Here is a 23836-nt window from a genome sequence, read left to right as displayed (position 1 = left end):
CCGGCGGCACGCGCCGCTTTCGGTCGGTCGCGCGCGTAGCCCGACGCGTCACGCGTGGCGCACGACGATATCCCATGCGGTGTGACATACCTGCCCCGGCAGCGTCAGCGCGCGCAGCACGACCCGATCGCCCTGCTGCGTCGCGACGCTGAGCTTCTGCGGCGCCAGCAGCGCGACCGTCGCGCCGTTGTGCTCCAGTTGCACGCCGGGCGCCGAAGGCTGGCCGCTCAGATGCGACAGCCAGATGTCCAGTACCATCCGCTCGCGCGTCACCGCGAATTCGACCGCGTGCGACGCCCACGCATTCAGCGCACAGCCCTGCGGGTTACGGAACGACGGCCCCGCGGCCAGACGCGGAACGTTCGTCAGCACGTCCTCGTGCGCGGCCAGCACCGACAACCCGCTCGCGGCAAAGCGTTCGGGCTGAAGCAGGCCGGGGTCGGCCGGTTGCGCCCGCCTGCCGGCTTCGGGCGCCAGCGCGAACGCCTGCCCGAGCGCGAGCGCGTGCTCGGCATGGCGCGCCAGGTAGCGCCAGTGGTTCAGGAAGCGCACGTCGCCCGTCATGTGCAGGCCACGGATCGGTTTGCCCTGGTGCTCGAGCACGATGCGGACCGCGTCGAAATCGTGCCGCTCGTGCAGCCCCCACTTCGTGACGAAATTCTGCTCGCAGCCCACCAGCCGCACGTGCCCGAGTCCGCCCCACAGATGCAGGAAGGTCGTGTCCAGCCCGTGGATCGCCGCGAAGTCCTGGCCGATCCTGCCCGCCTGTTCGCGGACATACTGCGCGAACCGCGCCCAGGGTTCGCGGCCGCCGACGACGAGCCCCGCCTGCAGCGGCTGCCCCAGCCGCCCGAGCACGTCCTGCACGCACTGGTGGATCAGCGCGTCGCGCCGTTCGCCGATGAGCGGCGCCATCACGAACGCACAGAAGTGCGCGTCGGGCGCAACGTGAAGGGACTCGTCGTCCGGCACGACGTCGAAGATGTCGAACCGCGGCCCCGGGAACCAGATGTCGGCATCGTAGAGCGCGAGCGTCTGCAACGCCGGATCGGTGTCGAAGATCGCGGCCGCGGAGATGTAGCGGTCCCACGCAAGGTCGCCGACGCCCGCCGCGGCGTAGACCTCGATACCGTTCGCCCGCAGCCGCTGCTGTTTCTCGTCGGACAACCCGTAGCCGATGACGCCGATGCGCCCCCGGTAGTCCGTCGCGCGCAGCGAGACGATGAACGGGATGACCATCTCGTACCAGGCCTGCGAGTTGTCGTCGATCGCGAAGGCGACGAGGTGATGGCGATGGGTCTCGTTGTTGTCGGACGTGTTCATGCGTGTGGTGAGATTGATAAGTCCGGATTTCTGATCGGTCCGGCTGCCGGTCTTCTTTTACGCGCGACGCCGATTATCGGAAGGCAGTCGAACACCCGTTATCGTCATACGATTGCGAGCGATATCCATTCGGCGGCTGTCCCGTTCGCCGGGGCCGGTCGCCAGGAAATGGATGCACGATTTTTACCACGGCGCGATATTCCCGCGCGACCTGAAAATGCGTCGCGATCCCGAACATTTGTTAAATAGCTTGAATGACCGACAACGGGCCGGCAATTTGCCTTAACATCCGGCCGTCATCTCGACTGACGCCGATCACGGTTGACCGACCCTGGGCTCCGGCCGTGGCTTTTATTTTTTCAGGTGCCTGAACCGGGTGCCGATTTCATCCGGACGCTACGACCGATCATGTTCCAGACCCCGGGAGATTCATTCGTCAACGGCTCGCTGCTGGGCCTGTGCGTCGAGGTTCCGCTCGCCGCGCTGGTGTCGCTCGCCATGCACGGCGTCGACTGGAACGGGCAGCGCATCGCGATGCTGGTCGCCACGCCGGTGCTGCTCGCCTGCGTGGCGCTGCTGACCCGCCCGGTCGCATTCAGCACCGTGTGGAAGCACAAGCGCTCGCCGTTCGTGCTCGACGACAACGTGCGCGCATCGATCTACGGCCGGCTCTGCGGGATCGCGCTCGGGCTCGTGTTCGGCATCATGGTCGCGACGACGTTCGCCTGATCCGGCCGCCCCGGATCGCCCGACGAGGCCTGCGCCGGGCTTGAAGCCGCCAGGTCACGTGCGCATCTTCCCCGCGCATCGCGTCACGCCGACGCAACCAGCGTATTGAACGACGTATCCCACAACGGCGCGACATTCGCCGGCCCATCCAGCACACCGATCCGCGCGAACACATCCGCGACCTGCTGATGCTGCGCGACCACGTCAGGCGTCACCGGCAGCAGCGCATAGTCGTCGCTGCGCTGGTCGAACATCGCGACGAGATCGGCCACCGGCACGCGTGTCTCGTGGTTCTGCACGCGCGCATAGTCGCCGAAATGCCCGTTCGCCCACGCATACGCGCGTCGAAACCGCAGCAGCAGATCGCCCGTCGCCGCACGACGGCGCGCATCGTCGAGCGTGCGCGGATTCGCGTACACCGGGAAATTGCCCGACAGATACCCCTTCCCTGTCTTCAGCACGCGCGCACCGTAGCGATTGCGCGCGAGCTGGCCGTTGTAGCCGTAGATCGCCCACGCGTCGATGTCGCCGCGATCGTACGCCGACAATCCGTCGGCCGGTGACAGGTTGATCGGCTGGATGTCGTCGAAGCTCAGGCCAGCCTCCGTGAGCTGGCGATACAGGAAATAGTGCGACGTCGTCGCGCGCACATAACCGACGCGTTTTCCCTTCAGATCCGCGATGCTGCGGATCGGCGTGTCCTTGCGCGCGAGCGTGACCTGGTTGTTCAGGTCTTCGCGCACGCGGGTGATGAGCCGGACGTTGGCCTTCTGGCGCGCTGCGAACACGGCCGGAATTTCGCTCCCCGAACCGATATCGAGCGCGTCCGCGTTGAGCGCCTCGATGTGCAGCACGCCGTTGTTCAGTTCGCGCCATTCGATCCGGTACGGTGTATCGCCGAGGCCGGCCGCCTGCAGCAGTGCGCGCCAGCCGCCCTTGTAGGTCGCGACGCGCAATGTGGTGCCGGCAAGATCGGCGTTGACGGCGGGCGCGGCGAACGCGGCCTTCGCGGCCAATGGGGCCGCCACGGCCGCTGCACCTGCAAGCAGCAAACGGCGGCGCGCCGCCGAAATTGACGCCATCGAATTCTCCTGTCGATCGGTTGCGAAGTGAGCGGAAGTCGGCGCGGCCGCTTCAATGAAGCACCGGAAACCCGTGGCGCTCGGCCAGCAGTTCGAGGATGCGGCGCGCGTCGGTGACGAACCGCACGTCGCCGAGCGTCTGCGCGTCGTCCGGCGCCGGCCGGTCGCGACCGAGCACGAGAACCGGCAGGCCCTGGTGCGCGTCGTCGAGTGCCTCGATCACCGCGTGGCGCGGCCGCTCGAAGCCGACGCGCTTCACGTCGATGCGGCCCGCGTGCTCGGGCGCACTCGCCAGCAACCCTTCGATCGACAGTCCATGTGGACAGACGAAACGTTGGCCCGGATGCTTCGGATCGGTAAAGCCCGGTTCCAGCAGAAACAGCACATCGCGACTCATGTCAAACGGCTCCCGTGTTCGTGGTTCAGCCGGGACGAACGCGCACGTCGGCGCCGTCGTGGTCCCGGAGCAGGCCGGCCCGCGGCCGGATGCCCGACTGTACCGTCGCGCGCCGCACCGCCCTACCAACGTTTTGCGAAATCGATATGCCGGCGCGCGTAGCGCATCGATCGCGCGCCGCCCAGACGACCGTTGCGTAAAAGCATCGCCCGTTGCATCGCAGGCATTGCGGTCATCGAACGATTTCATCGATCGATATGACGGCGGCCACGAGTTGCCGGCGCCGGCGTTCGCCGTTCGTGCGGTGCGTTCGCCGCAGCATGCATGCCGGCCGCGATTGCGACGCACGTGCCGGGCTTGCGGCAATGCACATTACAAATCGGCGATGCCGCGATTTACAAACCACGGATCGAACGTTCAGCAGGGCACCCGCTACCAATAGCATCGTTCTCCTCACAGTCGTATCCATAAAAACAGAGGAAATTCATGATCAAAAAAACAGTAGTCCTGGGTTTGATTTCGATCGGTTCGGTCAGCGCGCATGCTCAGAGTTCGGTCACGTTGTACGGCGTCGTCGATGCCGGTTTCGCCTATACGAACAACCAGGGCGGCGCGAGCAACATCCAGCAGACGAGCGGCAAGCTGAGCGGCAGCCGCTGGGGCCTGAAAGGCGCGGAAGATCTCGGCGGCGGCCTGCAGGCGGTGTTCACGCTCGAGAGCGGGTTCCGGCCGAGCGACGGCGGGCTCGGCCAGGGCGGACGCCTGTTCGGCCGCTCCGCGTACGTGGGTGTCGCGCAAAAGGGCATCGGCACACTGACCTTCGGCCGCCAGTACGAGCCGATCACCGATCTCGTCGCACAGTACTCGGGGTCCGGCTTCTGGTCGCCGGCCACGCACGTCGGCGACAACGACAACCTGAACCAGAGCTTCCGCCTGAACAACGCAGTGAAATTCCGCAGCGACACGATCGCCGGCTTCACGGCCGACCTGCTCTATGCGTTCAGCAACCAGGCGAACGGCGGCGCGGGTAGCGGCTTCTCGAACAACAACGCGTGGGGTGTGTCGGCGAACTACGTGAACGGCCCGCTGTCGGTCGGCGGCGGTTACGTGCGGCTCAATCACCCGAACGCGACGTCGAACACGAGCGGCGCGGTGGGCGGTGCGACCTCGACCACCGGCAACGACTACAGCGGCGCGTTCTTCTACGGGCTGAACGGCGGCGTGCTCAAGCAGCAGATCGGCGCCGTCGGCGCGAACTACGCGCTCGGCCGCGCGACGCTCGGCTTCACGTGGAGCCACACGCAGCTCGACTACGTCGACGGCTCGTCGCGCAAGTTCAACAACTACGACGCGAACGCGCGCTTCCAGCTCACGCCAGCCGCCACGCTGATCGGCGTCTACACGTTCACCGACGGCCGCGCGAGCGGCCTGCCGGGCACCGGCGGCCAGACGCTGAGGCCGCGCTGGCACCAGTTCACGCTCGGGTTCGACTACGCGCTGTCGAAACGCACCGACATCTACGTGTCGGGCATCTACCAGCTCGCGGCCGGCGATGCGAGCACGGCGACGTCCGGCGGCTATCGCAAGATCGCGGCGATCGCAAACATCGGCAGCGCGTCCTCGACGAACCGCCAGGTCGCACTCGTCAGCGGGCTGCGCGTGAAGTTCTGACGGCACGCGCATCGGGCGCGGTGCGGCGTAACCAGCGCCGTTGGCACGATAAGCAAAGCGGGAATCGTTGTTTGCCGCACCGTAGCCGGTTGCCGAGAATGTGCTTTTCTCCGTGCGCGGCCCCCCGCGTGCGATACGCGTTCGACCATGACCGACTCCCGTTTCCCTCCCCGCGCGCCGCGCAGCAGCCGGCGCGCGGCACTGCGCCGGCTCGCCGGCGCATCGGGCATCGGACCCGGGCGATTCGCCGCCGCACATGCCTGCCGTTCTTGTGCGGTGCGTGCCCAACCCGCTAGGAAGCCATCATGAGCGCCACCGCCCTCGCCACTCCGGTCGCGTCGTCGCCGTTCGTCGACGTCCGTTCGCCGGCGGATTTCTCCGACAGCCCTGTGTCGCGCGTGCTCGCGCAGCCGCTGATGCTCGGGCTGTTCCTGCCGATCCAGGCCGGTGGATGGAGCGCGTCGACGCTGCCGCGCACGACCGACTGGACGTTCGACTACAACGCCGAGCTGGTCGCGCGCGCGGAGGCGCTCGGTTTCGATCTCGTGTTCGCGCTGTCGCAGTGGCTGCCGAAAGGCGGCTACGGCGGCGTGTTCGACGGCCACGCGCTCGACTCGTTCATGACGCTGGCCGCACTGACCGCGCGTACCGAACGGATCATCCTGGTCGCGACGAACCACGTGCTGTACGGGCCGTGGCACCCGCTGCATTTCGCGAAGTTCACCGCGACACTCGATCACATCTCGCGCGGGCGCTGGGGCATCAACGTCGTGACCGGCCACCGCGCGATCGAGCATGAGATGTTCGGCTGGAACCGGATCGAACACGACCGGCGCTACGAGATGGCCGCCGAGTTCCTCGATGCCGTCCAGCAGTTGTGGGCGCAACCGGACAACTTCAGCTATACGCCCGCACTATCGAGCTGGCGGCTGGGCGGCGCGTTCGTCACGCCGAAGCCGCGCTACGGCCGCCCGCTGCTGATCAACGCGACCGGCTCCGACGCGGGCATCGAGTTCGCGGCGCGCTATTCGGACATCGTATTCGTCACGAGCCCGGCGGGCCCCGACGCCGAACGCGCGATCGACGCCCTGCCCGCGCATACCGTCCGCGTGAAGGCCGCCGCCGCTGCGCGCGGCCGGACGATCCGCACGCTGCTCAACCCGCTCGTGATTTGCCGCGAGACGACGGCCGAAGCGCGCGCGTATCGCGACGCGATCGTCGCCCATGCGGACGAAGGCAGCTTCCACCGCTTCGACAGCGACGCGCATGCGTGGCGCGGCGGCTTCGAGCAACGTGCGCAGGCCGCGGCACGCGCGATCGGCGGCAATATTTCGATAACGGGTTCGCCGGAGGAAGTGGCAGACACCATCGTGCGACTGCACCGTGCTGGCATCGACGGGATCCAGTTGAGTTTCTACGATTTCAAGCCCGACCTCGACTTCTTCGGCGAGCGCGTGCTGCCGCTGCTGCGCGACGCCGGCTTGCGGCGCTGACGCGGGCACCTGATGCTTCGCAAGCCGCGGCGCTCATCGTTTCGACACGGCCGGTGTCAGAACACGCGCCCTTCGGTGAGGTGCGTCGTCACGCCGTTCAGCGCGTAGTCGCCGATCACGCGCGCCTTGTGCAGCAACGGGTTGTGACTGAAGATCGTGCGCAGATTCCGCGCGGCGCTGACACAGGCCACGGACGCATCGCGCACTGCGGCCCTCACCGTTGCAACACGACCGGGTCAGAACACGCGCCCCTCGGTGAGGTGCGTCGTCACGCCGTTCAGCTCGTAGTCACCGATCACGCGCGCCTTATGCAGCAACGGGTTGTGGCTGAAGATCGTGCGCAGGTTGCGCCAGTGCCGGTCGAGGTTGTGTTCGCGCGCCGTCGCGGATGCCCCGCCGACTTCGAACAGCCGCTCCGCCGCATGCAGTGCGAGCTTGCTGACGATGAGCTGCGTGCGTGCCGTTGCGAGCGCGCTGTCGAGCACAAGGGCATCCGCATCGGCGTCGCCGGCTTCGATCGCGTCGGCGGAACGGTCGAGCGCCCGCGCGTTTTCGCGCACGAGCGCATCGATCGCGTGACTGTGCGCGGACAGCTCGCCGACGATCTGCTGGATGAAATGATCGTCGCGCGCGGTCGGTGCCGGGCTGTGCAGCACCGGGCGGCCGTGCGCGAGCACATAGCGGCGCGCATCGGCAACCACGTTGCGCACGATGCCTGCGCCCGTCGCAACGAGATGCAGCTGGCGCAGCGCGCCGCAATGGCGGCCGACGAGCGTCGAGCCGTCGCGCGCGGCCACTTCGTCCGCGAACACCTGCACGTCGTCGAGCAGCAGGCTGCCGCTCGCGGTCATGCGCTGGCCCATGCCGTCCCAGTCGTCGAGCACCTGCACGCCGTCGCGCGCGACGGGAATGATCACGGCGACCGCGTCGCCCTGCTCGTTCTCCACGTTGATGCGCGCGAAATCGGCAAACGCGGTGCCGGTCGAATAGTATTTGCGCCCCGTCACGCGATAGTGCTCACCGTCGCGGCGCAGCACGGTGGTGTTCTCGCCCGGCCGCGACGTGCCGCGCTCGGTCGACGCGCCGCCGAAGATCGCGCCGGCCAGCGCCCGTTCGAGTTGCACATCGTTGAACGGTGTGCGCGGCGACAGCCGCAGCGTCTCGATCTGGTCGTAGTGGATGCGAAGTGCGTGCGCGAGATTCGAATCGGCGGCGGCCAGCGTCGCGATCGTGTCGAACAGGTCGACCAGCGTGCCGCCGAGGCCGCCGCGCGCGACCGGAATCCGCAGCACGCCCAGTACCGAGCGCCGGAAGATCGCGAACCCTTCGAACGGCAGTTCGCGACGCGCCTCGCGTTGCGCGGCATCGTGCCCGATCGCGTTCGCGAGATCGGGGAGTGCGGCGAGCGCATCGCGCAACGCGTCGCGCGGATCGACGGCATCACGGGCGGTCATTCGGTGGTTCCTTGTACGAAAAGTTCGGGAATGCCGCCGCGCGGCGTAATCGCGGCATCCGCGAACCGGCGCACGGTCGGCACCGCAAAGTATAGGGACGCCCCCGGCGCGCGTGAAAAACCGATTTCAGCTTTTGTTATGCGTGCGCCGGGAATGGTCGCGCGCGATCGCGTCATTGCGTCATTACGTCATTGCGCCGTCGAGCCGTCGCGCGATGCCCCGGAGCAGCACGGTCGCGCGTGGCGAACCCGAACCCGGTCGATCACGACCGTCACGACCGTCACGACTCAGTCGACGGGGCGGGTACGTGCACGGCGCCCTCCGGATACCGGATGTCGATCAGCCCGTGCTTGTCGCGGATGCGTATCGGCGGCACGATCTCCGCGCTCGCACGGTCGACGCCTTCGCACACGGCCAGGTTCGTGTTGGTCCGGTAGTACACGCGCTGGTCGTCGACCGCGAACGCCCAGTTCAGAAAGCGCAGGCTTCGGGCGTCGATCCCCGGCAACGGCTTGCGGTAGTTCTTTCCCAACAGCACGTGACCGTCGGCGTCGATCAGCATGTCGTGAAAGACACCGCGCGCGGTCTCGACGTCGACGCGCCCGGGCTTCGTCACGATCTTGCCGTCGTAAAGGATCTGCGTACCGAGCCGCGCATACCGGTAGCCGAGGCTGACCACGCCGGCCGGCTCGTCGATGCCGCGCTTGCGCACGCCGGCGCAGATCAGTTTTTCGAGTTCTTGCAGGGTCATGGGCGCATGTCGGCCCGGTAGCGGGCCACGGAATGAACGGATGTGCGGCGGTCATTCCAACCATGGCGACGTGCGCTGCCCCGGGCCGCCTTCGGGACATTCAGTCGCTCCATCGCGTATCCGTTCGGATACGAACATGCCGCCGATCGTCGTTTCATTACATCTGGTTCCCGATCGGGAACGAAACAGACATTCCGTTGCCCATACGAGAAATTCGTTTCCGTACGGATACGAATTGCTGCCCGTACCAGCGAGTTGTGCAATACTGTTCCCGATCAGATACGAAGCACGGAGGACGTCATGCAGGAGATCCTGCCTGTCAGCACGATCGGCGCACTCGCCAACCTCATCCGCGCGGCTCGGCTCCAGCAGGGGTTCACGCGTGACGCGCTCGCGAACGCCACGGGGCTTTCGCCGAAATTCATCAGCCAGGTGGAAGCCGGGAAACCCACCGCGCAAGTCGGCAAGATCCTGCTGCTGCTCGGCGAACTGGGCATCAGCCTGTTCGCGCAATCGTCCATCGAGATTTCGGCGGAAAACATCCTGAAGGCCGCGCAACGCCGCAGGAGCCGCCATGGCGAGTAGAACGCTGACCGCATCCGCGAACGGGCTGCGCATGGGCACGCTGGCCGACGACAAAGGCGTCTGGTCGTTCACGTACGACGCCCAGTGGCTGGCTTCGCCACGCGCGTACCCGCTGTCACCCGCGTTCCCGCTGCGCGCCGGCACGTTCACCGACACCTCGACCGATCGCCCGGTCCAGTGGTTCTTCGACAACCTGCTGCCCGAGGAAGGCATGCGCACGTCGCTTGCGCGCGAGGCCAGGGTCGACGCCGCCGACGCCTGGGGCCTGCTCGCGTACTTCGGGCGCGAATCGGCCGGTGCGCTCACGCTGCTCGCGGAAGGCGAACAGGAAGCGACCGGCAGCATGCAGCCGCTCCCGCTCGACGAACTCGAACGCCGCATCCAGGCGATGCCCGAGCGCGCGCTGACGGCCACCGCGCCCAAGCGCATGTCGGCGGCCGGCGCACAGCAGAAGCTGCTGCTGATCCTGCACGGCGACGCGCCGGACTACACGCTGTTCGAACCGGTCGGCAGCGAGCCGTCGATGCACCTGCTGAAGCCGGACATGCGCGCCGCCGGCTATCCGCATTCGGCGATCAACGAGTTTTTCTGCATGAAGCTCGCGAAGCGGATGGGCCTCGACGTGCCCGACGTGCACTTTCTGCGCGTGCCGTCCGCGTGCTACGTGATCGACCGCTTCGACCGCGATACGGCATGGGAGCCGGCCACGCGCCTGCATACGATCGATACGATGCAGTTGCTGAACTACGATCGCGGCTTCAAGTACCAGCGCGCAAACGCGGAGGAACTCGGCCGCGCGATCGGGCAGACCAGCACGCGCGCGCTGGCGCGCCTGTCGGTGTTCCGCTGGACGATCTTCAACGTGGTGGTCGGCAACGGCGACGCGCACCTGAAGAACCTGTCGTTCTTCGTCGACGCGCGCGGCTACCGGCTTGCGCCGTTCTACGACATCGTCAGCACGGTCGTCTATCACACGCCCACGCACCGGCCCGATCATCGCGGCGATCACTGGCCGCACTGCGAACTGACGATGCCGCTCGGCGCCGCGACGCGCTTCTCCGACATCGACACGGGCGCGCTGGTCGCGTTCGGCAACGCGCTCGGGCTCAGGGAGAAGGCAGCCGAAAACGAGCTGCTGCGCTTTCTCGAACCGCTCGATCGCAGCGTCGCGCAGACGCTCGACGAAGTGCGCGAGGTCGCGCGCCCCGATGCCGGGGAAATGCGCCTGCTGAACTCGATCGTCTCGATGCCGATCGCGGAGATGGGCCGCGCGCTGCGGCAGGGGCGCGGGTAACTGGCTGCCGGCCCCCGGCGCTCGCGCGCCAGCCGCGATGTCATGACGGTCGGCGCGCGAAATGCCTGTCCGGCGCCTCTGATTTCGTACGGAAACCTGACGATATCGTACGGCGCCAGGCCACGACGCATCGTTTCGTACCGACGCCTGCGTCAGCGGCGCGCCGCAAAGGCATCGATTCCGGTGAGCTTAGCGGACCACGCCCACAGACGCGCCGCCTCCTCCGGATCGATCGCATGCGGCCGCACGCCCGATTCCTCGTTTCCCTGCGTGACGACCGCGACGTCGCAATCCTCGCAATAGACGCCGCCGATCGCCGCAAGGCGCGGCGACGTTGCCGCCCATACCTGGGTTGCGGCGCCCTGGGCCGGCGTCTTGAAAGTCGGATCGACCGGCACGCCGTGCTCGTCCACCCAGCCCTGCGCCATCATCTCTTCACGTGTCAGGTGACGCTGCAGCGGCGTCGCGATCTTGCCCGGATGCAGCGAATAGGCGCGGACACCGAACGGGGCGCCCAGTGCGTCGAGCTGCACCGCGAACAGTGCGTTGGCGGTCTTCGACTGCGCGTACGCGAGCCATTTGTCGTAGCCGTGTGCGAACTGGACGTCATCCCAGCGAATCGGCGACAGCCGGTGCCCGAGCGACGACACCGCGACCACGCGGGCGCCGCCGCCCTGCGCGAGCACGGGCCACAGCCCGTTGACGAGCGCGTAATGGCCAAGATGATTGACGGCCATCTGCGCTTCCCGGCCGTCGCCGACGCGCGTTTCCGGGCACGCCATGATGCCCGCGCTGTTGATGACGATGTCCACGTCGCGCCGCGCATCGACGAACCGCGCCGCGAATGCGGCCACGCTCGCGAGATCGGCGAGGTCGAGTGCCGCAATCTCCACACCGTCGATCCCGCGCGTTGCGTCGCGCGCGGCATCGACGTGCCGTGCGCCGACGACGACGGTCGCACCGGCCTGCGCCAGTGCGCGCGTCGTTTCCAGGCCGAGACCCGAATGGCCGCCCGTGACGATGGCGGTCTTGCCGCGAAGGTCGAGATCGGCCAGTACGTCGCTTGCCGTCGATGCGGCGCCGAATCCGGAATGAAGGGGGTGTTGCCTGCTCGTCATCGAAGGCTCCTGGAACGATGCGTGAAGCACGCGCCCGCCTGTCGGTCGCGTCACTGCACGAGGCCATTTTCCGGCGACGCCCCCGGACTGTGAATGCAATAGAATCCGGTTTTTCGTCGAGATCGTCCGGAGCTTGAGCGTGGATCCCCTATCGGAAGTGCTGTCGCTGCTGGAAACGCGCGACTCGTATTTCACCGGCCTGAGAGCCGGCGGCCCGTGGGCGGTTGCCATTCCCCCGCCCGAGGGAATCAAGTTCAATGCGGTTGTAGAAGGGAGTTGCTGGCTGACCGTCGACGGCGCCGGAGCGCCGATCCGGCTGCGCACGGGAGACTGCTTCCTGCTCGCAGCGCCGCGGGCATTTTCGCTGGCGAGCGATCCATCGGTGATGCCGGTCCCTGCCGCCGACGTGTACCGGAACCTCGAACGCGGCATCGCGCACTATGGCCAACCCGTGAACTGCTTTCTGATCGGTGGCCGCTTCTCGTACGAGGAAGGCATGCCGCTGCTGCTTGGCAGCCTGCCGCCCGTGGTGGTCGTGAGCGGCGACTCCGAGCAGGCGGCGGTGTTGCGCTGGGCGCTACAGCGGCTCGCACATGAATTCGGCAAGCCATCGCCGGGGGCGTCGTTGATGGTTCGACATCTCGGTCACATGATGCTGGTCGAGATCCTGCGCCGCTACGTGGACGACGGCGCGAACAGCGATGTCGGATGGCTCGCCGGGTTCGCGGATTCCCGGGTGAGCACGGCACTGGTCGCCATTCATGCGGAGCCCGCGCGACGCTGGACGGTCGACGAACTCGCGACCTGCTGCCACGTATCGCGTTCGACGTTCGCGCTGCATTTCAAGCGGCGGCTGGGATTCGGGCCGCTCGAGTATGTACTGCGCTGGCGCGTGCAACTCGCGATGCGGGAACTGCGACGCTCGAACGCATCGATATCGGCGATTGCGCAAATGCTCGGCTACGACTCGGATAGCGCGTTCGGACACGCGTTCAAGCGCATCGCGGGTTGCTCTCCCCGCGCCTATCGCCACGACATCACGAGCGAGTCGGGCGGCTAGCGTCGTCGCACGGGATGCGACCGCTTCTGCTGGTGCTCAACACCCGTTTCAGTCACGCAAGCGCTGCTGCCATCCCCCGATGGGATTCATTCGGATCAACACCGTCGGAATAAAAAGGAAAATATCTCGTTATCGTGCCGTTCTGCGATGTCTGCAAACAGCCACGCGCGACACCGAGTGGCTGTTGTCGAGCCGCCTGAAGGGCTCTTTGCGACCCTCCTCTGACCTTCCGGCCGCGTACGCGCTGAAAGCCGCTTCCAACACAAAGTAGCCGACGACGTGCGTCATGCGCAGTCATCACGTACTTCGCCTGGGTCGGCGTGTGGCCATCAGGTGGCCTGCGGCACTGCGGCCCGCGAGGTAAAGAGCGCTAGGACAGCGGCGACCACCAGCAATACGGCACTCGCCACGAAGGTGCCTCGATATCCGCTGCCGTCGAACAGGACGCCACCGACAGTGGAGGCCAGCGCGATAGAGGGGTGGATCACAGCCACCATCAGGCCACCGCCGGCTTCGGCATTCCTGGGGACCGGCCTGGCCAGCCACGACCACCAGCCGACAGGGGCCGCAGCCGCCACCAAGCCCCACCGGCCGAGGCGAGTACAAAGGCTGCCGCCGCCGCGCCGCCGAATCGGATTGAAGCCAGACAGATGACGGACTTCAGCAGCGGGATGGTCACCCGCGTGCGGTCCATGCCTGTTTTCAGGCATCCACCAACGAGACCCGGCTGCAGTATCAAGGTACCCGCAATGCATACGCGCTGCCCGGCCCGATACGGATCGCAAGAATTATCAAGCCGCGCCCTCAACCGCTTGATAGATTCGCGACCGACACGCCCCGCGTCCGCTCGACGGCATCGCAGGTGGCGCGCTCCACAGCTCCACGTGCTCACCGTATCTTTGCCAAGGAGAAAGACATGCGCACTCAATTCCCCACCGCGGTCAGTCTAACGGCGGGTTCGTTCGGCGACCGGCCGGACCATGACCCTTTCATAGTCCAGCTGATCGGAATCGGCAACGATCCCCAGTCGCCCGGGCGACTCTACGGCTACGCGTGGCAGGCGCAGTCCGGTGCGTGGATGATGCCGAGCTACAACGCGCTCGCCTTCGCCGGCGGGCGGTCGTACGGTCAGATTCAGCTCGTAGCGGGCAACGGCGGATATCTCCAGGCGTTGGGCACCGATTCGTCCACGCACCGCCTTTACCTGGCGGCGTACTACAACGGCGAGTGGCGAGCGCCCAGCGGCTATGCGGCTGGCCCGTTGGGCCCCGATCGCGGTTACGTCGAACAGCTAGCCTGCGGGCCCGGCACCAACGGTCTGCAAGTCATCGGCCTGGGACAGCGTGACCGGCTTCCGTACCTTGCCGTCACGCAGTCGAATGACGGTAGCTGGCACGCAGGCGGCAACGAGCCACTGACGCGTCAACGGCAGTACCGGACACTTCAGCTGGGCGTCGGTAGCGGCAGCGGACGTTACGATCTTCCGCAACTGGTCGGAATAGGCGCAACGGACGGCTTCGCCTACCTGATCGCGTGGCAGGACAGCTCGCACCAATGGAATCCGGTGGGCGAGCGCAACCAGCGTCTCGGCTCCAACGCCGGCGCGTCCTATCGGGAGATCCTCGTTCAGCACGACATTCATCACAATCTTTATGTCTTCGGACTAACGAACCAAGGACAGATCGTCAGGATTTCCCGTCAAGACGCTGACGGTAACTGGCACCAGGAGTTCACGCCGGTCACGCTGCAAGGTTATAACTATGTGGCGATGCATTCGATCCTGTTCGGCAAGCGAGCGTATCTCGTCGGCGTCCAGGGCGGCGGTCGCGCACTGCCGCTCGCGTGGACCGACGGTGACGGCAAGTGGCAGACGCCCAAAGCGCAACCCGCATCGACGCAGGCGATCTCCGTCAGGCTCGCGGGCGGCGCAGACGGCAATCTTCAGGTGCTCGGCATCGACAACAATCAGGAGCCGCGCGTCGTGATGTGGTGCGACAACCGGACTGACGTGCCCGGCGGCCTCTGGCACAACGACGGCCGCAGCCTCGCGCAAAGCTCCGACACGGGGCGGCTCTCCGCGAACCGGCTGACCGATCCGAGACAGGCTTTCGAGCGGCTGAACATCGACAGCTCCGGCGTCTATCGGCATAGGTACACCCACATGGAATACGACTTCGGGATTAGCCACTATCAGGGCATGGCCCGTTGGAACCAGTTCGATCTTCTCACCCACGACTCCCGCGACATCACCCAGCCGAACGGAGAAATCCGTATCGTGAATCGCGACGCGGCCGTCGAACGACGCGAGCTTCGAACCACGACGAAGCCGGACTGGTGGAATCATCCGGGTGGCTGTCAACTGGTGGGAGACTACCTGCTTGTCGAAGTGGAGCGCGTGTGGCCGGCCACCGATCCGGGCTCGAGCTACCTGAACATCTTCTGGCTTGGCGGTCTGAGCGACCTGCATCGTCCGATCCGCATGCCGGCGCTGCTCGAACCAGGTATCAGTGTCGCGTCGATCGCAGTCGTCGATGTCGGCTCGTTCGACGATCTGCGATACCTTGTCGCGATCAACCAGTCAAAGAACGTCCATTTTTATCTCAGCAACAATTGTCTTCTCGACGACCCCGAATTCGCGCTCGAGCCGCTGTTCGAGGCGCGAACGGAGCACGGCTCGGATAACATGAATCTGCTGAGGGCCGAAGACGGTTCGCTCTATCTGCTGAGTCTGGCGGGCGATCTGGAGGGCAGCGATTTGAACCCCAAGGCGATCGACGACTGGGCAGGTCTGTACCGCATCGACCTCGACAAGCGCGCGATAACGTTGCTGTCGAACCGGCATGTCCTGGCGGAAAACCGGACGAAGATCAGGGACCCGCATTTTCGTTACGGGGCGGGCAGCATCGTGACGGGAGCGTCGAATCTAACCCTCTTCATGTGTGGAAGAAACGACGACACACCTGGCATACCTGGCGGCGTGAAGGATCTCTCGGTGATCGAGTTTTCCCGCGCGCTCGGCGAAGCCGGCCAGGCCGGCACAAGCGCCGTTTCAGGCGTGACCGCGTGACAGCCTGCGTTCCCGTGGTCGGCGGCTAAACCACGTTTCCGGTCCTGGCGCGTGCACCTGTGGGTCGCGGCGGTGCTCGCAGCCAGGCAACCGGCAGCATCAGATCGAAGCGCTGCGAACCGCCCACATTCAACCACGGCGGTTCGCGGTAACACTCGTATACACAGGTGAGTTCCATGCGCAATTCGTCCGCCATCGTCGGCAGCCAAGCGGTGCTCAATACGCGATAGGTCGAAAATATCCGGTCGTACGGCGCATCGTGCGAGAGCACTCCGTAGGCTCCTGCTCTGAACGGCAGTCGCGCCAGGCCCGAACGGCGATGATCGTAATCGGACGTGACAATCGCGCAGTCATAGCGGATAAATGCGTTATGCACGATCTCCGGACTGTCGTACGCAATGCCGATCGCCTGGAACCGTTCGGGTGCGATCCCCAATACGTGCAGGCGTTCCACGAACCGTTGCCAGTGCGTTTCCACACTCGCATACGGTCCATAAAAACGCATCGCCAGCAACGGAACCTGCTGCTGCTCGCACACCCGGATTTCCGCCACGCGTCCCCGCTCCTCGCCAGTCGGAAAACTGACCTGTTGGCGAGCATGGTTGCGGTACTCCGACGGAACGCGCCCAAACTGGGCATGGAAGGCTCTGACGAACGCCTCGTGGCTCGCATATCCCGCCATGAACGCGATATCGATCACCGGATGGCCGGTGATCCATAGATGCAGGGCGGCACGCTCCAGCTGGATACGGCGGCGATAGGCGGCCGGCGACTGCCCCAACAGCTTCTTGAAGTAGCGCTGGAAGTGATGCGGACTGAGATCCGCCCGGGCGGCGATATCCTCGAGTCGCATCCGGGCATCGAGGTGCTGCTCCATGAAGCGCACCGCTGCAAGTACGCGCCAGTCGTCGAGCACGGCCGGCGGGGTGCGCGTTGTCGATACCACGCCGGCTGCGGCGGGATTGACATGCAGCAGCGACCTTTCGCTGTCGACAAGTTTGCGCTGAAGTTCCGGATCGACTGCGGCGGCAAGACAGGTCGACATGGCATCCGGTGCGATCGAGGTGGGGAGAGCGTGGCGCTATTGAATCTGAATCAATTTGCACACTCACCAGGAGTGCGGTTCGATGTATATCCGACAATGGTATACAGATACGTTGGCGAGCCGGGGAATATTTCCGGCATTGCCGTAAACCGTAATTAAAGCCACCACCGTTGCACCGATTAATTTATCAATTAACACATGCCAAACATGCCACATGACGCCCGTCCAGGCACCTGACAGCCGGACAATCCCCTCCAGACCGTTTCTCAAGCGACACAAAAAGACCAGACAGAAACTATCTGATTTTATTGAAAATAATATTGGATCGGCGACCGCTAGTCATTGTCACGCCTGGATGGCGCTACCGTCGTAATCTGCATTGAAATCACGGGGATGTGACCTGAGATGGATCGTGTAGCCAAACGGCAAGTGAGTTCTCTTATCCTGGAGGCAAGGAGAACTCGACGAAGAAGCGATACACCATCCGTATTCCTCGGGAAACCGAGAGCCGTGAAGAGCCGTAAAAGATCTGTGCAAGCAGCACAACATCACGGAGCAAACGTTCTAGCGCTGGCGAAACAAATTCGGCGGCATGGATGTGGCTGAAGTCCGTCGGCTCAAAGAACTTGAATCGGAAAACGAGCAGCTCAAGCGCTTGGTCGCCGAGCAACTGCTGGTGATCGATGGTCTGAAGGCGTTCAGCCGAAAAAAAGAACACCCCGACGGGCCGGCGCGAAGCGCTGGAAGTCCTGATCCGGCGGGGGCTGTCACAACGCAAGGCATGTCGTTACCTGGGGTTGAGTTGCCGGGTGCCGGCCTATGAACCCAAGCAGCCAGAGAAAGATCGGCTTCTGGGCGAGCAGTTGATCGCGGCGTCTCGGGAGGTGCCGCGCTTTGGGTATCGCCGTATCTCGGCTGGCTGTCGTTGGGCGAGTCGCGGGTGCGTCGCCTGTGGCGAGCCCTGAAGCTGAGCATTCCGAGACGGCGTCCGCGCCGGCGACGCTGCGACAGCGACATTCGCCTGCCCGGTGCGACGTGGCCCAATTCGGTCTGGAGCGACGACCTCGTCCATGATCAGCTGGTGGACGGCCAGGTCTTGAAGATGCTGTGCGTAATCGATGAATGCACGCGGGAATGTCTGGCGATCGAGGTCGGCGCCAGCCTGCACTCGCAGGACGTGATTCTGGTGCTGTCGAGGTTGATGCGGTTGTATGGCAAGCCGGCGCTCATTCGGTCGGACAACGGCGCGGAATTTACCGCTGCCCGCGTCATACGCTGGCTGCGCGATGCGTCTATCGGCCCGGCCTTCATCACGCCCGGTAGCCCATGGAAAAACGGCTTCGTTGAAAGCTTCAATGGCAAGCTGCGCGACGCGTTGCTGAATCGCGAATGGTTCCGCATCCGCGCCGAAACCAAGGTGCTCATCGAGCAGTGGCGACAGCTTTACAACGAGCGACGCCCGCATAGCTCCCCGCTACCAACCTCCGGCCACGGTCCGTCGAGCTTGGCTGGCGTCCGATAATATCGACATGCGACTCACTGCTTGACTGGCAACAAAATTCCGCCGCGGGTCAGTCGTCAACTGCTCGCCGCCCTGTCGCAGCGAGGAAATTGATGGTCGAGCGTTGTCCAAATTCCTGGCTCTTCGATCTGGTCGCGCTGTCGGGATAAGTATTCTTATCACAATAGCCTGATCAAAGACTCAAACTTGAGTTTGTGAAAACGCCCCGCATGCAACGGGGCGTCCGTCGTTCAGCGCCCGATCGGCAACCCCGTCGGCTCGATCCAGCCCAGCTTGTAAGCGATCAGCAGCGACAGGAACAGCGTGACCGACAGCCCGACGCGTGCCGCGAGCGACCATGCCATCCGCTTGGACTTGCCGCGATCGTGATTCATGAAATACAGCGCGAAGATCAGGCTTGCGATGATCATCGCGAATGCCACGGAAACCAGCAGAGTTTTCATTGGTGATGCCCTTGAAGATCGGAATCGGCCTGAATCAGTTCGGCCAGTTTTTGCCGCTCGTCGGCGAGTTCGCCGACGCCCGACGCCGGCCAGTCCAGCGCGACGCCATTGCCCAGCGAATCGCGCACGAGCGCCTGGTAGCGCCGGTCGTTGATCCGGCCGTGGTCCATCGTTTCCGAGATCTCGCGCCGGAACGGCAGCGGGAAACTCGCGTACGCGCGCGACAGCGCCGCGTATTGTCTCGCATCGATCTCTTTCGACGATGGTATGACAGTCCAGATCACCACGGCCACGATGGCCGTGAACGGGATCGCCGTGTAGCGAAGAATGAACTTGATCGGGGTCATGAAACGGTAGGCAGAAGTGATCGCAAACGCGGGCGGCGCGGCAATGCGGCAGCGAATTCGCCGTCAGGCCGCGCCGCATGACATTGTACTGAAAGCCCCATCGGGCCAACAGAGTATGATAATGGCATTATCATGTTCGTCACATGATTCGAGAGACCCGGTGCCTGCGCGCAGGTGGCGTGCCCGCCCTGCTGCCCGGCACCGCTCGTCACGTCCGTGCCCGCGATCCGCGGCGATTGAGCGAAGCCCCTATGCCAGCGCAGTATTTTCGAAACCTGACCGGAAAACACCGCAGCGCGACCGCGAACCGTCAGCTCGGGTTTTCGCTGGCGTTCGTCGCCGGCGCGGCCAATGCCGGCGGCTTCCTCGCGGTCAAGCAATACACGTCGCACATGAGCGGCATCGTATCGGCGATCGCCGACCAGACAGCACTCGGCGACGTGCGGCTCGCGCTGGCCGGCATCAGCTCGCTGGGGTCGTTCCTGATCGGCGCCAGCTGCTCGGCGATCCTCGTCAACTGGGGCCGCCGCCGCGGCCTGCACAGCCAGTTCATGCTGCCGCTGCTGGTCGAGGCCGCGCTGCTGCTCCTGTTCGGGCTGCTCGGCAGCCACCTCGCGCTGTGGGAAACCTTCTTCGTGCCGGTGACGGTGACGCTGCTGTGCTTCATCATGGGGCTGCAGAACGCGACGATCACGAAGCTGTCGGGCGCGGAGATCCGCACGACGCACATGACCGGCATCGTGACCGACCTCGGCATCGAGCTCGGGAAGCTGTTCTACTGGAACCGGGCGGCGATCGACGTCGACGCGCATGCGGTGGTCGCCAACCGTTCGAAACTGCGGATTCACGCCACGATGCTCACATCGTTCTTCATCGGCGGCCTGGCCGGCGCGATCGGCTTCAAGCATGCCGGCTACGTATCGACCGTGCCGCTCGCCGCGGTGCTCGTCACGCTCGCGATCGTACCGGTGATCGACGACCTGCTCGTGCTGCTCCGAAGCAAGCGTTGATCGCACATCCGGCAGCGTTTCCGGCAGCGGCGCAGCAGGCTGATCGATTATAATTTGATTAACATACCGACCACCCTCGCCTCGCAATGGAAACGAAAACCGCCCGCCTGACCGTCCTGATCGACCCCGCGAAGAAGGAAGCCTTCGAGATGCTCTGCGCAGAGCAGGATCTCACGCCTTCGCAAGTCGTGCGGCAACTGATCCGCGAGTATCTCGACCGTCACGGCGTGACGTACAAGACCAAGAGCGCGCTCGGCAAGCGCGTGAAGTAAGCGCGGCCGCCCGGCCACGCGCGCGGTGCCGATTACGTGCCGGTTACGCGCCGATCTCCCACCGCCCGTGCGGCTGCGCACGCAGCACCAGCCGCCGCGGCTCGACGCCCTCGCCGGCCTTCATCCGCCTCGCCGTGGCCGCCAGCTTGAGCTCGCCGGCCTGTGCGCACGCAAGTGCGCGTTCGAGCAGGATACGCAAGGACGGCAGCCGGTTGCCGTTCTTCCACGCAAACGCGATGAAGTTGTTGTCGTCGCCGCACGGCACCAGCGTATACGAGGCGCCGAACACCGCTCGCAGTTGCTCGAGATGCTGCGGCAACGCCGGATCGTCGTCCATGAAGTTGATCGCCAGTACGCCGTTTTCGCTCAGGCGCGCCCGGCATGCCGCGAGGAATGCGGCACCCGTACACCGGCCCCGCATGCCGTCCGCGACAAATGCGTCGTGCAGGATCACGTCCGTCCTGACATCCGTCCTTTCCAGATGATCCGCGCCGTCGGCGCACACCACCGTGAACCGGCCGTCATCGGCAGGAATCCTGAATACGTCTCGCAGCGCAATCACGTCCGCGTTGATCTCGACCGCGTCGATCGCCGCGCCGGGCAGGTGCCGGTAACAGTACTTCGCCAGCGAACCGCCGCCGAGCCCGAGCATGCAGATGTGCGCGGGCACCGGCTGCAGCAACAGAAAGCCCATCATCACGCGCGTATAGCCGAGCTCGAGCCGGCCCGGATCCCGCAGCGACATGAAGCTCTGCGTGCCCAAATGGTCGAAGTGCAGCGAAAGCGCGTGCTGCGTCTCCAGCACGAAAGGCCGGCCGTCGTTCAGCGGCGTCGCCAGGAACCTGACGAACGCGTCGTAGGAAATTCGTTCCTCGGCCATGGGTGGGCAGTCGATTGCGAACGGTCGATCGGGGTGTGAGCGCTCAGACTTTCTTCAGGTAGCAGGCCTTCAGCATGAAGCCGCCCATGTCGGTCTTGCAGTCGACCTCGTGATCGCCGCCGACGAGCCGGATGCTCTTGACCTTGGTTCCCATCTTCAGGGTGATCGAAGAGCCCTTCACGCGCAAGTCCTTGATCAGCACGACCGAGTCGCCATCCGACAGCACGTTGCCGTTTGCGTCCTTGACGACGTCGCCCGCCGGCTCGTCGCCCGTTTCGGCGCCGGCGCCGGCCGACCATTCATGGCCGCAGTCCGCGCATACGGTCAGCGTGCCGTCCGGGTAAGTGTTTTCCATCGCGCATTGCGGGCAGGCGGGGGCGGCGTTCATTGCAGCTTCCATTCAGGAGGAGGTGGATCGTCGATAAAAATGCCGGGTGAGCCTGGCAGCGTCGCCCGGCCGGCCTGGCGGCGCGCGCCGACGGATCGGCGGGCCGCCATCGGCGCACACGACATTATAATGCAATACACATATCTTAAACGCTGTATTATAATCACCGCTTTCGCGCAATTCGCCGGACTTGCGCCCCGTTTCACCGAGAATGCCGGCACATCCAAGCAGGATGACACACCCCGGCCTCGCTGCCGGCGCCCCTGAGTCGTGCCGGAAAGCGTATTTCACACGTGCCTGGCGTATTGCCGGCCCGGCGCCACACACCGATTCCCCCGTCCAGAGGCTTTCCGACATCGTGGCAACCGTTGTGTATGTTGAAATCGGCCCTGCTTGGAACCGCAACCGCGGCGGAGCCGCACGAGAAGCAGCCGTCGACGCGGCGCGCGGCTTCGAAAGCGACATCCTGCTGATCGCGAACGGGATCAGCAGCGATGCGAAGGACAGCGCCGCCGTCGCGGCGCTGCAGGTGCACGGCGGCACGTCCGCGCAGGTACTGGCCACCGGCCCCGACGAGCAGGCGGCACTGCAGGCGCTGCTGCCCGTGCTCCAGGCCCGCTGACCCGTGCACCACCCGACGTCACGGCATCCCGCCCACCCCGAATCCCCTTTTCACGAGGAAGCGATGAGCGACAACTTCACGTCCAACACCCCGAACCTGTCGGCCTCTGCCATCTGGGCGCTCGAGCGCCTCGCCGACGTCCGCTACGGGCGCGATGCGCCCGCGCTCGGCTGGTCGATCGCGCGGGAGCTCGTCGGCGCGGGCTTCGTCAGCCATTCCGCACACGGCCGCTCCGGCGCGTCGATCACGCCCGAAGGGCGGACTTTCCTAAAAAGCCGGAAGTAGATCGCAAGCGGCAGCGAATCAGCTTGATCCTTTTGAGCATCACAATGGCGATTTTCCGCCTTATGAGGATCGCTCCGCGCTTCTAAAGTGGAGTCACCCCGAACGAACGGGTGCCCACTTTCCGATCAAGGAGCCAGTCATGAGCCGCATCGCCATCCCCGCCATCGAAACCGCCACCGGTGCAACTGCCGACGTGTACGCACAAGTCCGCAAGGTCGCCGGCGGCACCGTCCCCAACCTGTTCGCCGCCGTCGGCCATCTCGCGCCGAACGCGCTCGCGGCGGTGCTCAACGCCGAAGGTGTGCTCGCCGGCGGCACACTCTCCAGGCAGGATCTCGAAACGATCAAGCTGCTCGTCAGCGCCGATACCGGGTGTGACTACTGCGTCGCCGCGCACAACCTGCTCGGCAAGATGACCGGCCTGTCGGCCGACGCACTGCGCGCGATCCGTTCGCGCGAGCCGAACACCGGCGACGCGAAGCGCGACGCACTGATCCGTTTCGTGCTGAACCTGCAACGAACGAGCGGCACGATCACCGACGACGAATTCGCGGCGATTCGCGAAGCCGGCTACACGGACACGCAACTCGCGGAAATCTCGCTCGCGATCGCACTGACGATCTTCACCAACACGTTCAACCGCATCAACGACACGGTCGTCGATTTCCCACCCGTGAAGTAAGCATCGCGGCAGTGCGGGCGTTCGGGACGGCATGCGGTCCCGCTGCCGGCTCCCGCCACCGTTTCGACCGCGCCCGTTGCCGGCCCTGTTGCCGCGACGGGCGCACCGCATGGATGACGGCCACGGCGCTGCCGGGGGAATCGGAAAGCCCGCGGCGCCGGCGGCCATCGAACTGTTGGTCGAGCTGTTGGTCGAGCTATTCGTCGAGCTATTCGTCGGGCTATTCGTCGGGCTATTCGTCGGGCTATTCGTCGGGCTGTTCGTCGGGCTGTTCGTCGGGCTGTTCGTCGGGCTGTTCGTCGGGCTGTTCGTCGGG

The 23836-nt window shown here is 65.2% G+C and carries 25 protein-coding genes and 1 pseudogene; 14 read left to right on the top strand and 12 right to left on the bottom strand.

Annotated elements, in window-relative coordinates:
- Nucleotides 1-48 precede the first annotated feature (48 nt).
- A complete protein-coding gene (locus HAV18_RS39060; RefSeq protein WP_166966229.1) occupies nt 49-1323 on the bottom strand; it encodes a hypothetical protein in 1275 nt (424 codons plus the stop codon).
- Nucleotides 1324-1731: 408 nt separating this feature from the next.
- On the opposite strand from HAV18_RS39060, the gene HAV18_RS39055 reads away from it, so the two are divergent.
- Nucleotides 1732-2052, top strand: coding sequence for a hypothetical protein (locus HAV18_RS39055; RefSeq protein ID WP_166966227.1), 321 nt, complete (start codon nt 1732-1734; stop codon nt 2050-2052).
- Between the two features lie 83 nt (nt 2053-2135).
- Here the strand turns inward: HAV18_RS39055 and HAV18_RS39050 are convergent, their stop codons facing one another.
- On the bottom strand, nt 2136-3134 hold the full coding sequence (locus tag HAV18_RS39050) for an ABC transporter substrate-binding protein (protein WP_166966225.1): 999 nt from the start codon (nt 3132-3134) through the stop codon (nt 2136-2138).
- Nucleotides 3135-3186: 52 nt separating this feature from the next.
- On the bottom strand, nt 3187-3531 hold the full coding sequence (locus tag HAV18_RS39045) for a DUF3088 domain-containing protein (protein ID WP_166966223.1): 345 nt from the start codon (nt 3529-3531) through the stop codon (nt 3187-3189).
- Between the two features lie 486 nt (nt 3532-4017).
- Between HAV18_RS39045 and HAV18_RS39040 the strand changes: the two genes are divergently transcribed.
- On the top strand, nt 4018-5202 hold the full coding sequence (locus HAV18_RS39040) for a porin (RefSeq protein ID WP_166966222.1): 1185 nt from the start codon (nt 4018-4020) through the stop codon (nt 5200-5202).
- Nucleotides 5203-5507: 305 nt separating this feature from the next.
- Nucleotides 5508-6695 carry an LLM class flavin-dependent oxidoreductase gene (locus HAV18_RS39035; RefSeq protein WP_166966220.1) on the top strand — a complete coding sequence of 396 codons (1188 nt, stop codon included), beginning with the start codon at nt 5508-5510 and terminating at the stop codon, nt 6693-6695.
- A gap of 56 nt (nt 6696-6751) precedes the next feature.
- Here the strand turns inward: HAV18_RS39035 and HAV18_RS39030 are convergent, their stop codons facing one another.
- The 3 genes from HAV18_RS39030 to HAV18_RS39020 all read right to left on the bottom strand — a co-directional run bounded on the left by HAV18_RS39030 (nt 6752) and on the right by HAV18_RS39020 (nt 8900).
- Nucleotides 6752-6901 (bottom strand): hypothetical protein, encoded by a 150-nt coding sequence (locus tag HAV18_RS39030; RefSeq protein WP_166966218.1) that lies wholly within the window; start codon nt 6899-6901, stop codon nt 6752-6754.
- Between the two features lie 30 nt (nt 6902-6931).
- Nucleotides 6932-8149 carry an acyl-CoA dehydrogenase family protein gene (locus tag HAV18_RS39025; protein WP_166966216.1) on the bottom strand — a complete coding sequence of 406 codons (1218 nt, stop codon included), beginning with the start codon at nt 8147-8149 and terminating at the stop codon, nt 6932-6934.
- A 280-nt stretch (nt 8150-8429) separates the two neighbouring features.
- Nucleotides 8430-8900, bottom strand: a complete 471-nt coding sequence (locus HAV18_RS39020; protein WP_166966214.1) for a hypothetical protein — start codon at nt 8898-8900, stop codon at nt 8430-8432.
- Nucleotides 8901-9200: 300 nt separating this feature from the next.
- Between HAV18_RS39020 and HAV18_RS39015 the strand changes: the two genes are divergently transcribed.
- Both HAV18_RS39015 and HAV18_RS39010 read left to right on the top strand, forming a co-directional pair.
- Nucleotides 9201-9485 carry a helix-turn-helix domain-containing protein gene (locus tag HAV18_RS39015; RefSeq protein ID WP_166966212.1) on the top strand — a complete coding sequence of 95 codons (285 nt, stop codon included), beginning with the start codon at nt 9201-9203 and terminating at the stop codon, nt 9483-9485.
- Nucleotides 9475-10779, top strand: a complete 1305-nt coding sequence (locus HAV18_RS39010; RefSeq protein ID WP_166966210.1) for a HipA domain-containing protein — start codon at nt 9475-9477, stop codon at nt 10777-10779. Before HAV18_RS39015 ends, HAV18_RS39010 begins: the two co-directional genes overlap by 11 nt.
- Before the next feature lie 152 nt (nt 10780-10931).
- Here the strand turns inward: HAV18_RS39010 and HAV18_RS39005 are convergent, their stop codons facing one another.
- Complete coding sequence (locus tag HAV18_RS39005) at nt 10932-11897, bottom strand: SDR family NAD(P)-dependent oxidoreductase (protein WP_166966208.1); 966 nt, start codon at nt 11895-11897, stop codon at nt 10932-10934.
- Nucleotides 11898-12036: 139 nt separating this feature from the next.
- On the opposite strand from HAV18_RS39005, the gene HAV18_RS39000 reads away from it, so the two are divergent.
- Both HAV18_RS39000 and HAV18_RS38995 read left to right on the top strand, forming a co-directional pair.
- Nucleotides 12037-12957 carry an AraC family transcriptional regulator gene (locus HAV18_RS39000; RefSeq protein ID WP_166966206.1) on the top strand — a complete coding sequence of 307 codons (921 nt, stop codon included), beginning with the start codon at nt 12037-12039 and terminating at the stop codon, nt 12955-12957.
- A gap of 916 nt (nt 12958-13873) precedes the next feature.
- Nucleotides 13874-16024: a hypothetical protein gene (locus tag HAV18_RS38995; protein ID WP_166966204.1), complete on the top strand. Its 2151-nt coding sequence runs from the start codon at nt 13874-13876 to the stop codon at nt 16022-16024.
- 25 nt (nt 16025-16049) lie between these two features.
- Here HAV18_RS38995 and HAV18_RS38990 read toward each other — a convergent pair whose 3' ends face one another.
- A complete protein-coding gene (locus tag HAV18_RS38990) occupies nt 16050-17069 on the bottom strand; it encodes a GyrI-like domain-containing protein (RefSeq protein ID WP_166966202.1) in 1020 nt (339 codons plus the stop codon).
- A 482-nt stretch (nt 17070-17551) separates the two neighbouring features.
- Between HAV18_RS38990 and HAV18_RS38985 the strand changes: the two are divergent.
- Nucleotides 17552-18616 (top strand): annotated as a pseudogene (locus HAV18_RS38985) (IS3 family transposase).
- 205 nt (nt 18617-18821) lie between these two features.
- Here the strand turns inward: HAV18_RS38985 and HAV18_RS38980 are convergent.
- Entirely contained in the window at nt 18822-19034 is a 213-nt protein-coding gene (locus tag HAV18_RS38980) for a twin transmembrane helix small protein (RefSeq protein WP_006489184.1), read from the bottom strand.
- Nucleotides 19031-19381 (bottom strand): hypothetical protein, encoded by a 351-nt coding sequence (locus HAV18_RS38975; RefSeq protein ID WP_041492597.1) that lies wholly within the window; start codon nt 19379-19381, stop codon nt 19031-19033. Before HAV18_RS38975 ends, HAV18_RS38980 begins: the two co-directional genes overlap by 4 nt.
- A gap of 251 nt (nt 19382-19632) precedes the next feature.
- Here HAV18_RS38975 and HAV18_RS38970 point away from each other — a divergent pair, with 251 nt between their 5' ends.
- On the top strand, nt 19633-20391 hold the full coding sequence (locus tag HAV18_RS38970) for a YoaK family protein (protein ID WP_166966200.1): 759 nt from the start codon (nt 19633-19635) through the stop codon (nt 20389-20391).
- An 86-nt stretch (nt 20392-20477) separates the two neighbouring features.
- Nucleotides 20478-20663, top strand: a complete 186-nt coding sequence (locus tag HAV18_RS38965; RefSeq protein WP_021158209.1) for a ribbon-helix-helix protein, CopG family — start codon at nt 20478-20480, stop codon at nt 20661-20663.
- A 43-nt stretch (nt 20664-20706) separates the two neighbouring features.
- Here the strand turns inward: HAV18_RS38965 and HAV18_RS38960 are convergent, their stop codons facing one another.
- Together HAV18_RS38960 and HAV18_RS38955 are read right to left on the bottom strand one after the other, a co-directional pair.
- The gene (locus HAV18_RS38960; RefSeq protein ID WP_166966198.1) at nt 20707-21543 is read right to left on the bottom strand and encodes a spermidine synthase; all 837 of its coding nucleotides are present in this window, start codon (nt 21541-21543) and stop codon (nt 20707-20709) included.
- A 43-nt stretch (nt 21544-21586) separates the two neighbouring features.
- Complete coding sequence (locus HAV18_RS38955) at nt 21587-21931, bottom strand: zinc ribbon domain-containing protein YjdM (protein ID WP_021158207.1); 345 nt, start codon at nt 21929-21931, stop codon at nt 21587-21589.
- Nucleotides 21932-22289: 358 nt separating this feature from the next.
- Here HAV18_RS38955 and HAV18_RS38950 point away from each other — a divergent pair, with 358 nt between their 5' ends.
- The 4 genes from HAV18_RS38950 to HAV18_RS38935 all read left to right on the top strand — a co-directional run.
- On the top strand, nt 22290-22553 hold the full coding sequence (locus tag HAV18_RS38950; RefSeq protein WP_347814802.1) for an HPr family phosphocarrier protein: 264 nt from the start codon (nt 22290-22292) through the stop codon (nt 22551-22553).
- Nucleotides 22554-22616: 63 nt separating this feature from the next.
- On the top strand, nt 22617-22838 hold the full coding sequence (locus tag HAV18_RS38945; protein WP_166966196.1) for a hypothetical protein: 222 nt from the start codon (nt 22617-22619) through the stop codon (nt 22836-22838).
- Nucleotides 22839-22977: 139 nt separating this feature from the next.
- On the top strand, nt 22978-23520 hold the full coding sequence (locus HAV18_RS38940) for a carboxymuconolactone decarboxylase family protein (protein WP_166966194.1): 543 nt from the start codon (nt 22978-22980) through the stop codon (nt 23518-23520).
- A 109-nt stretch (nt 23521-23629) separates the two neighbouring features.
- Nucleotides 23630-23836: hypothetical protein (locus HAV18_RS38935; protein ID WP_208102298.1), on the top strand; the 207-nt coding region annotated here is incomplete at its 3' end.

Origin of the sequence: Burkholderia sp. D-99 (assembly GCF_011605345.1) — a bacterium.
Taxonomy (GTDB): Bacteria; Pseudomonadota; Gammaproteobacteria; order Burkholderiales; family Burkholderiaceae; genus Burkholderia.
The sequence above is the reverse complement of the archived record's forward strand: the minus strand, read 5'-3'. Positions and strand labels throughout refer to the sequence as shown.

Bases quoted from the DNA above. Each gene is read 5' to 3' on its own strand.
- HAV18_RS39060 (WP_166966229.1), bottom strand. From the start codon at position 1,323: ATGAACACGTCCGACAACAACGAGACCCATCGCCATCACCTCGTCGCC.
- HAV18_RS39055 (WP_166966227.1), top strand. From the start codon at position 1,732: ATGTTCCAGACCCCGGGAGATTCATTCGTCAACGGCTCGCTGCTGGGC.
- HAV18_RS39050 (WP_166966225.1), bottom strand. From the start codon at position 3,134: ATGGCGTCAATTTCGGCGGCGCGCCGCCGTTTGCTGCTTGCAGGTGCA.
- HAV18_RS39045 (WP_166966223.1), bottom strand. From the start codon at position 3,531: ATGAGTCGCGATGTGCTGTTTCTGCTGGAACCGGGCTTTACCGATCCG.
- HAV18_RS39040 (WP_166966222.1), top strand. From the start codon at position 4,018: ATGATCAAAAAAACAGTAGTCCTGGGTTTGATTTCGATCGGTTCGGTC.
- HAV18_RS39035 (WP_166966220.1), top strand. From the start codon at position 5,508: ATGAGCGCCACCGCCCTCGCCACTCCGGTCGCGTCGTCGCCGTTCGTC.
- HAV18_RS39025 (WP_166966216.1), bottom strand. From the start codon at position 8,149: ATGACCGCCCGTGATGCCGTCGATCCGCGCGACGCGTTGCGCGATGCG.
- HAV18_RS39020 (WP_166966214.1), bottom strand. From the start codon at position 8,900: ATGACCCTGCAAGAACTCGAAAAACTGATCTGCGCCGGCGTGCGCAAG.
- HAV18_RS39015 (WP_166966212.1), top strand. From the start codon at position 9,201: ATGCAGGAGATCCTGCCTGTCAGCACGATCGGCGCACTCGCCAACCTC.
- HAV18_RS39010 (WP_166966210.1), top strand. From the start codon at position 9,475: ATGGCGAGTAGAACGCTGACCGCATCCGCGAACGGGCTGCGCATGGGC.
- HAV18_RS39005 (WP_166966208.1), bottom strand. From the start codon at position 11,897: ATGACGAGCAGGCAACACCCCCTTCATTCCGGATTCGGCGCCGCATCG.
- HAV18_RS38995 (WP_166966204.1), top strand. From the start codon at position 13,874: ATGCGCACTCAATTCCCCACCGCGGTCAGTCTAACGGCGGGTTCGTTC.
- HAV18_RS38990 (WP_166966202.1), bottom strand. From the start codon at position 17,069: ATGTCGACCTGTCTTGCCGCCGCAGTCGATCCGGAACTTCAGCGCAAA.
- HAV18_RS38980 (WP_006489184.1), bottom strand. From the start codon at position 19,034: ATGAAAACTCTGCTGGTTTCCGTGGCATTCGCGATGATCATCGCAAGC.
- HAV18_RS38975 (WP_041492597.1), bottom strand. From the start codon at position 19,381: ATGACCCCGATCAAGTTCATTCTTCGCTACACGGCGATCCCGTTCACG.
- HAV18_RS38970 (WP_166966200.1), top strand. From the start codon at position 19,633: ATGCCAGCGCAGTATTTTCGAAACCTGACCGGAAAACACCGCAGCGCG.
- HAV18_RS38965 (WP_021158209.1), top strand. From the start codon at position 20,478: ATGGAAACGAAAACCGCCCGCCTGACCGTCCTGATCGACCCCGCGAAG.
- HAV18_RS38960 (WP_166966198.1), bottom strand. From the start codon at position 21,543: ATGGCCGAGGAACGAATTTCCTACGACGCGTTCGTCAGGTTCCTGGCG.
- HAV18_RS38955 (WP_021158207.1), bottom strand. From the start codon at position 21,931: ATGAACGCCGCCCCCGCCTGCCCGCAATGCGCGATGGAAAACACTTAC.
- HAV18_RS38945 (WP_166966196.1), top strand. From the start codon at position 22,617: ATGAGCGACAACTTCACGTCCAACACCCCGAACCTGTCGGCCTCTGCC.
- HAV18_RS38940 (WP_166966194.1), top strand. From the start codon at position 22,978: ATGAGCCGCATCGCCATCCCCGCCATCGAAACCGCCACCGGTGCAACT.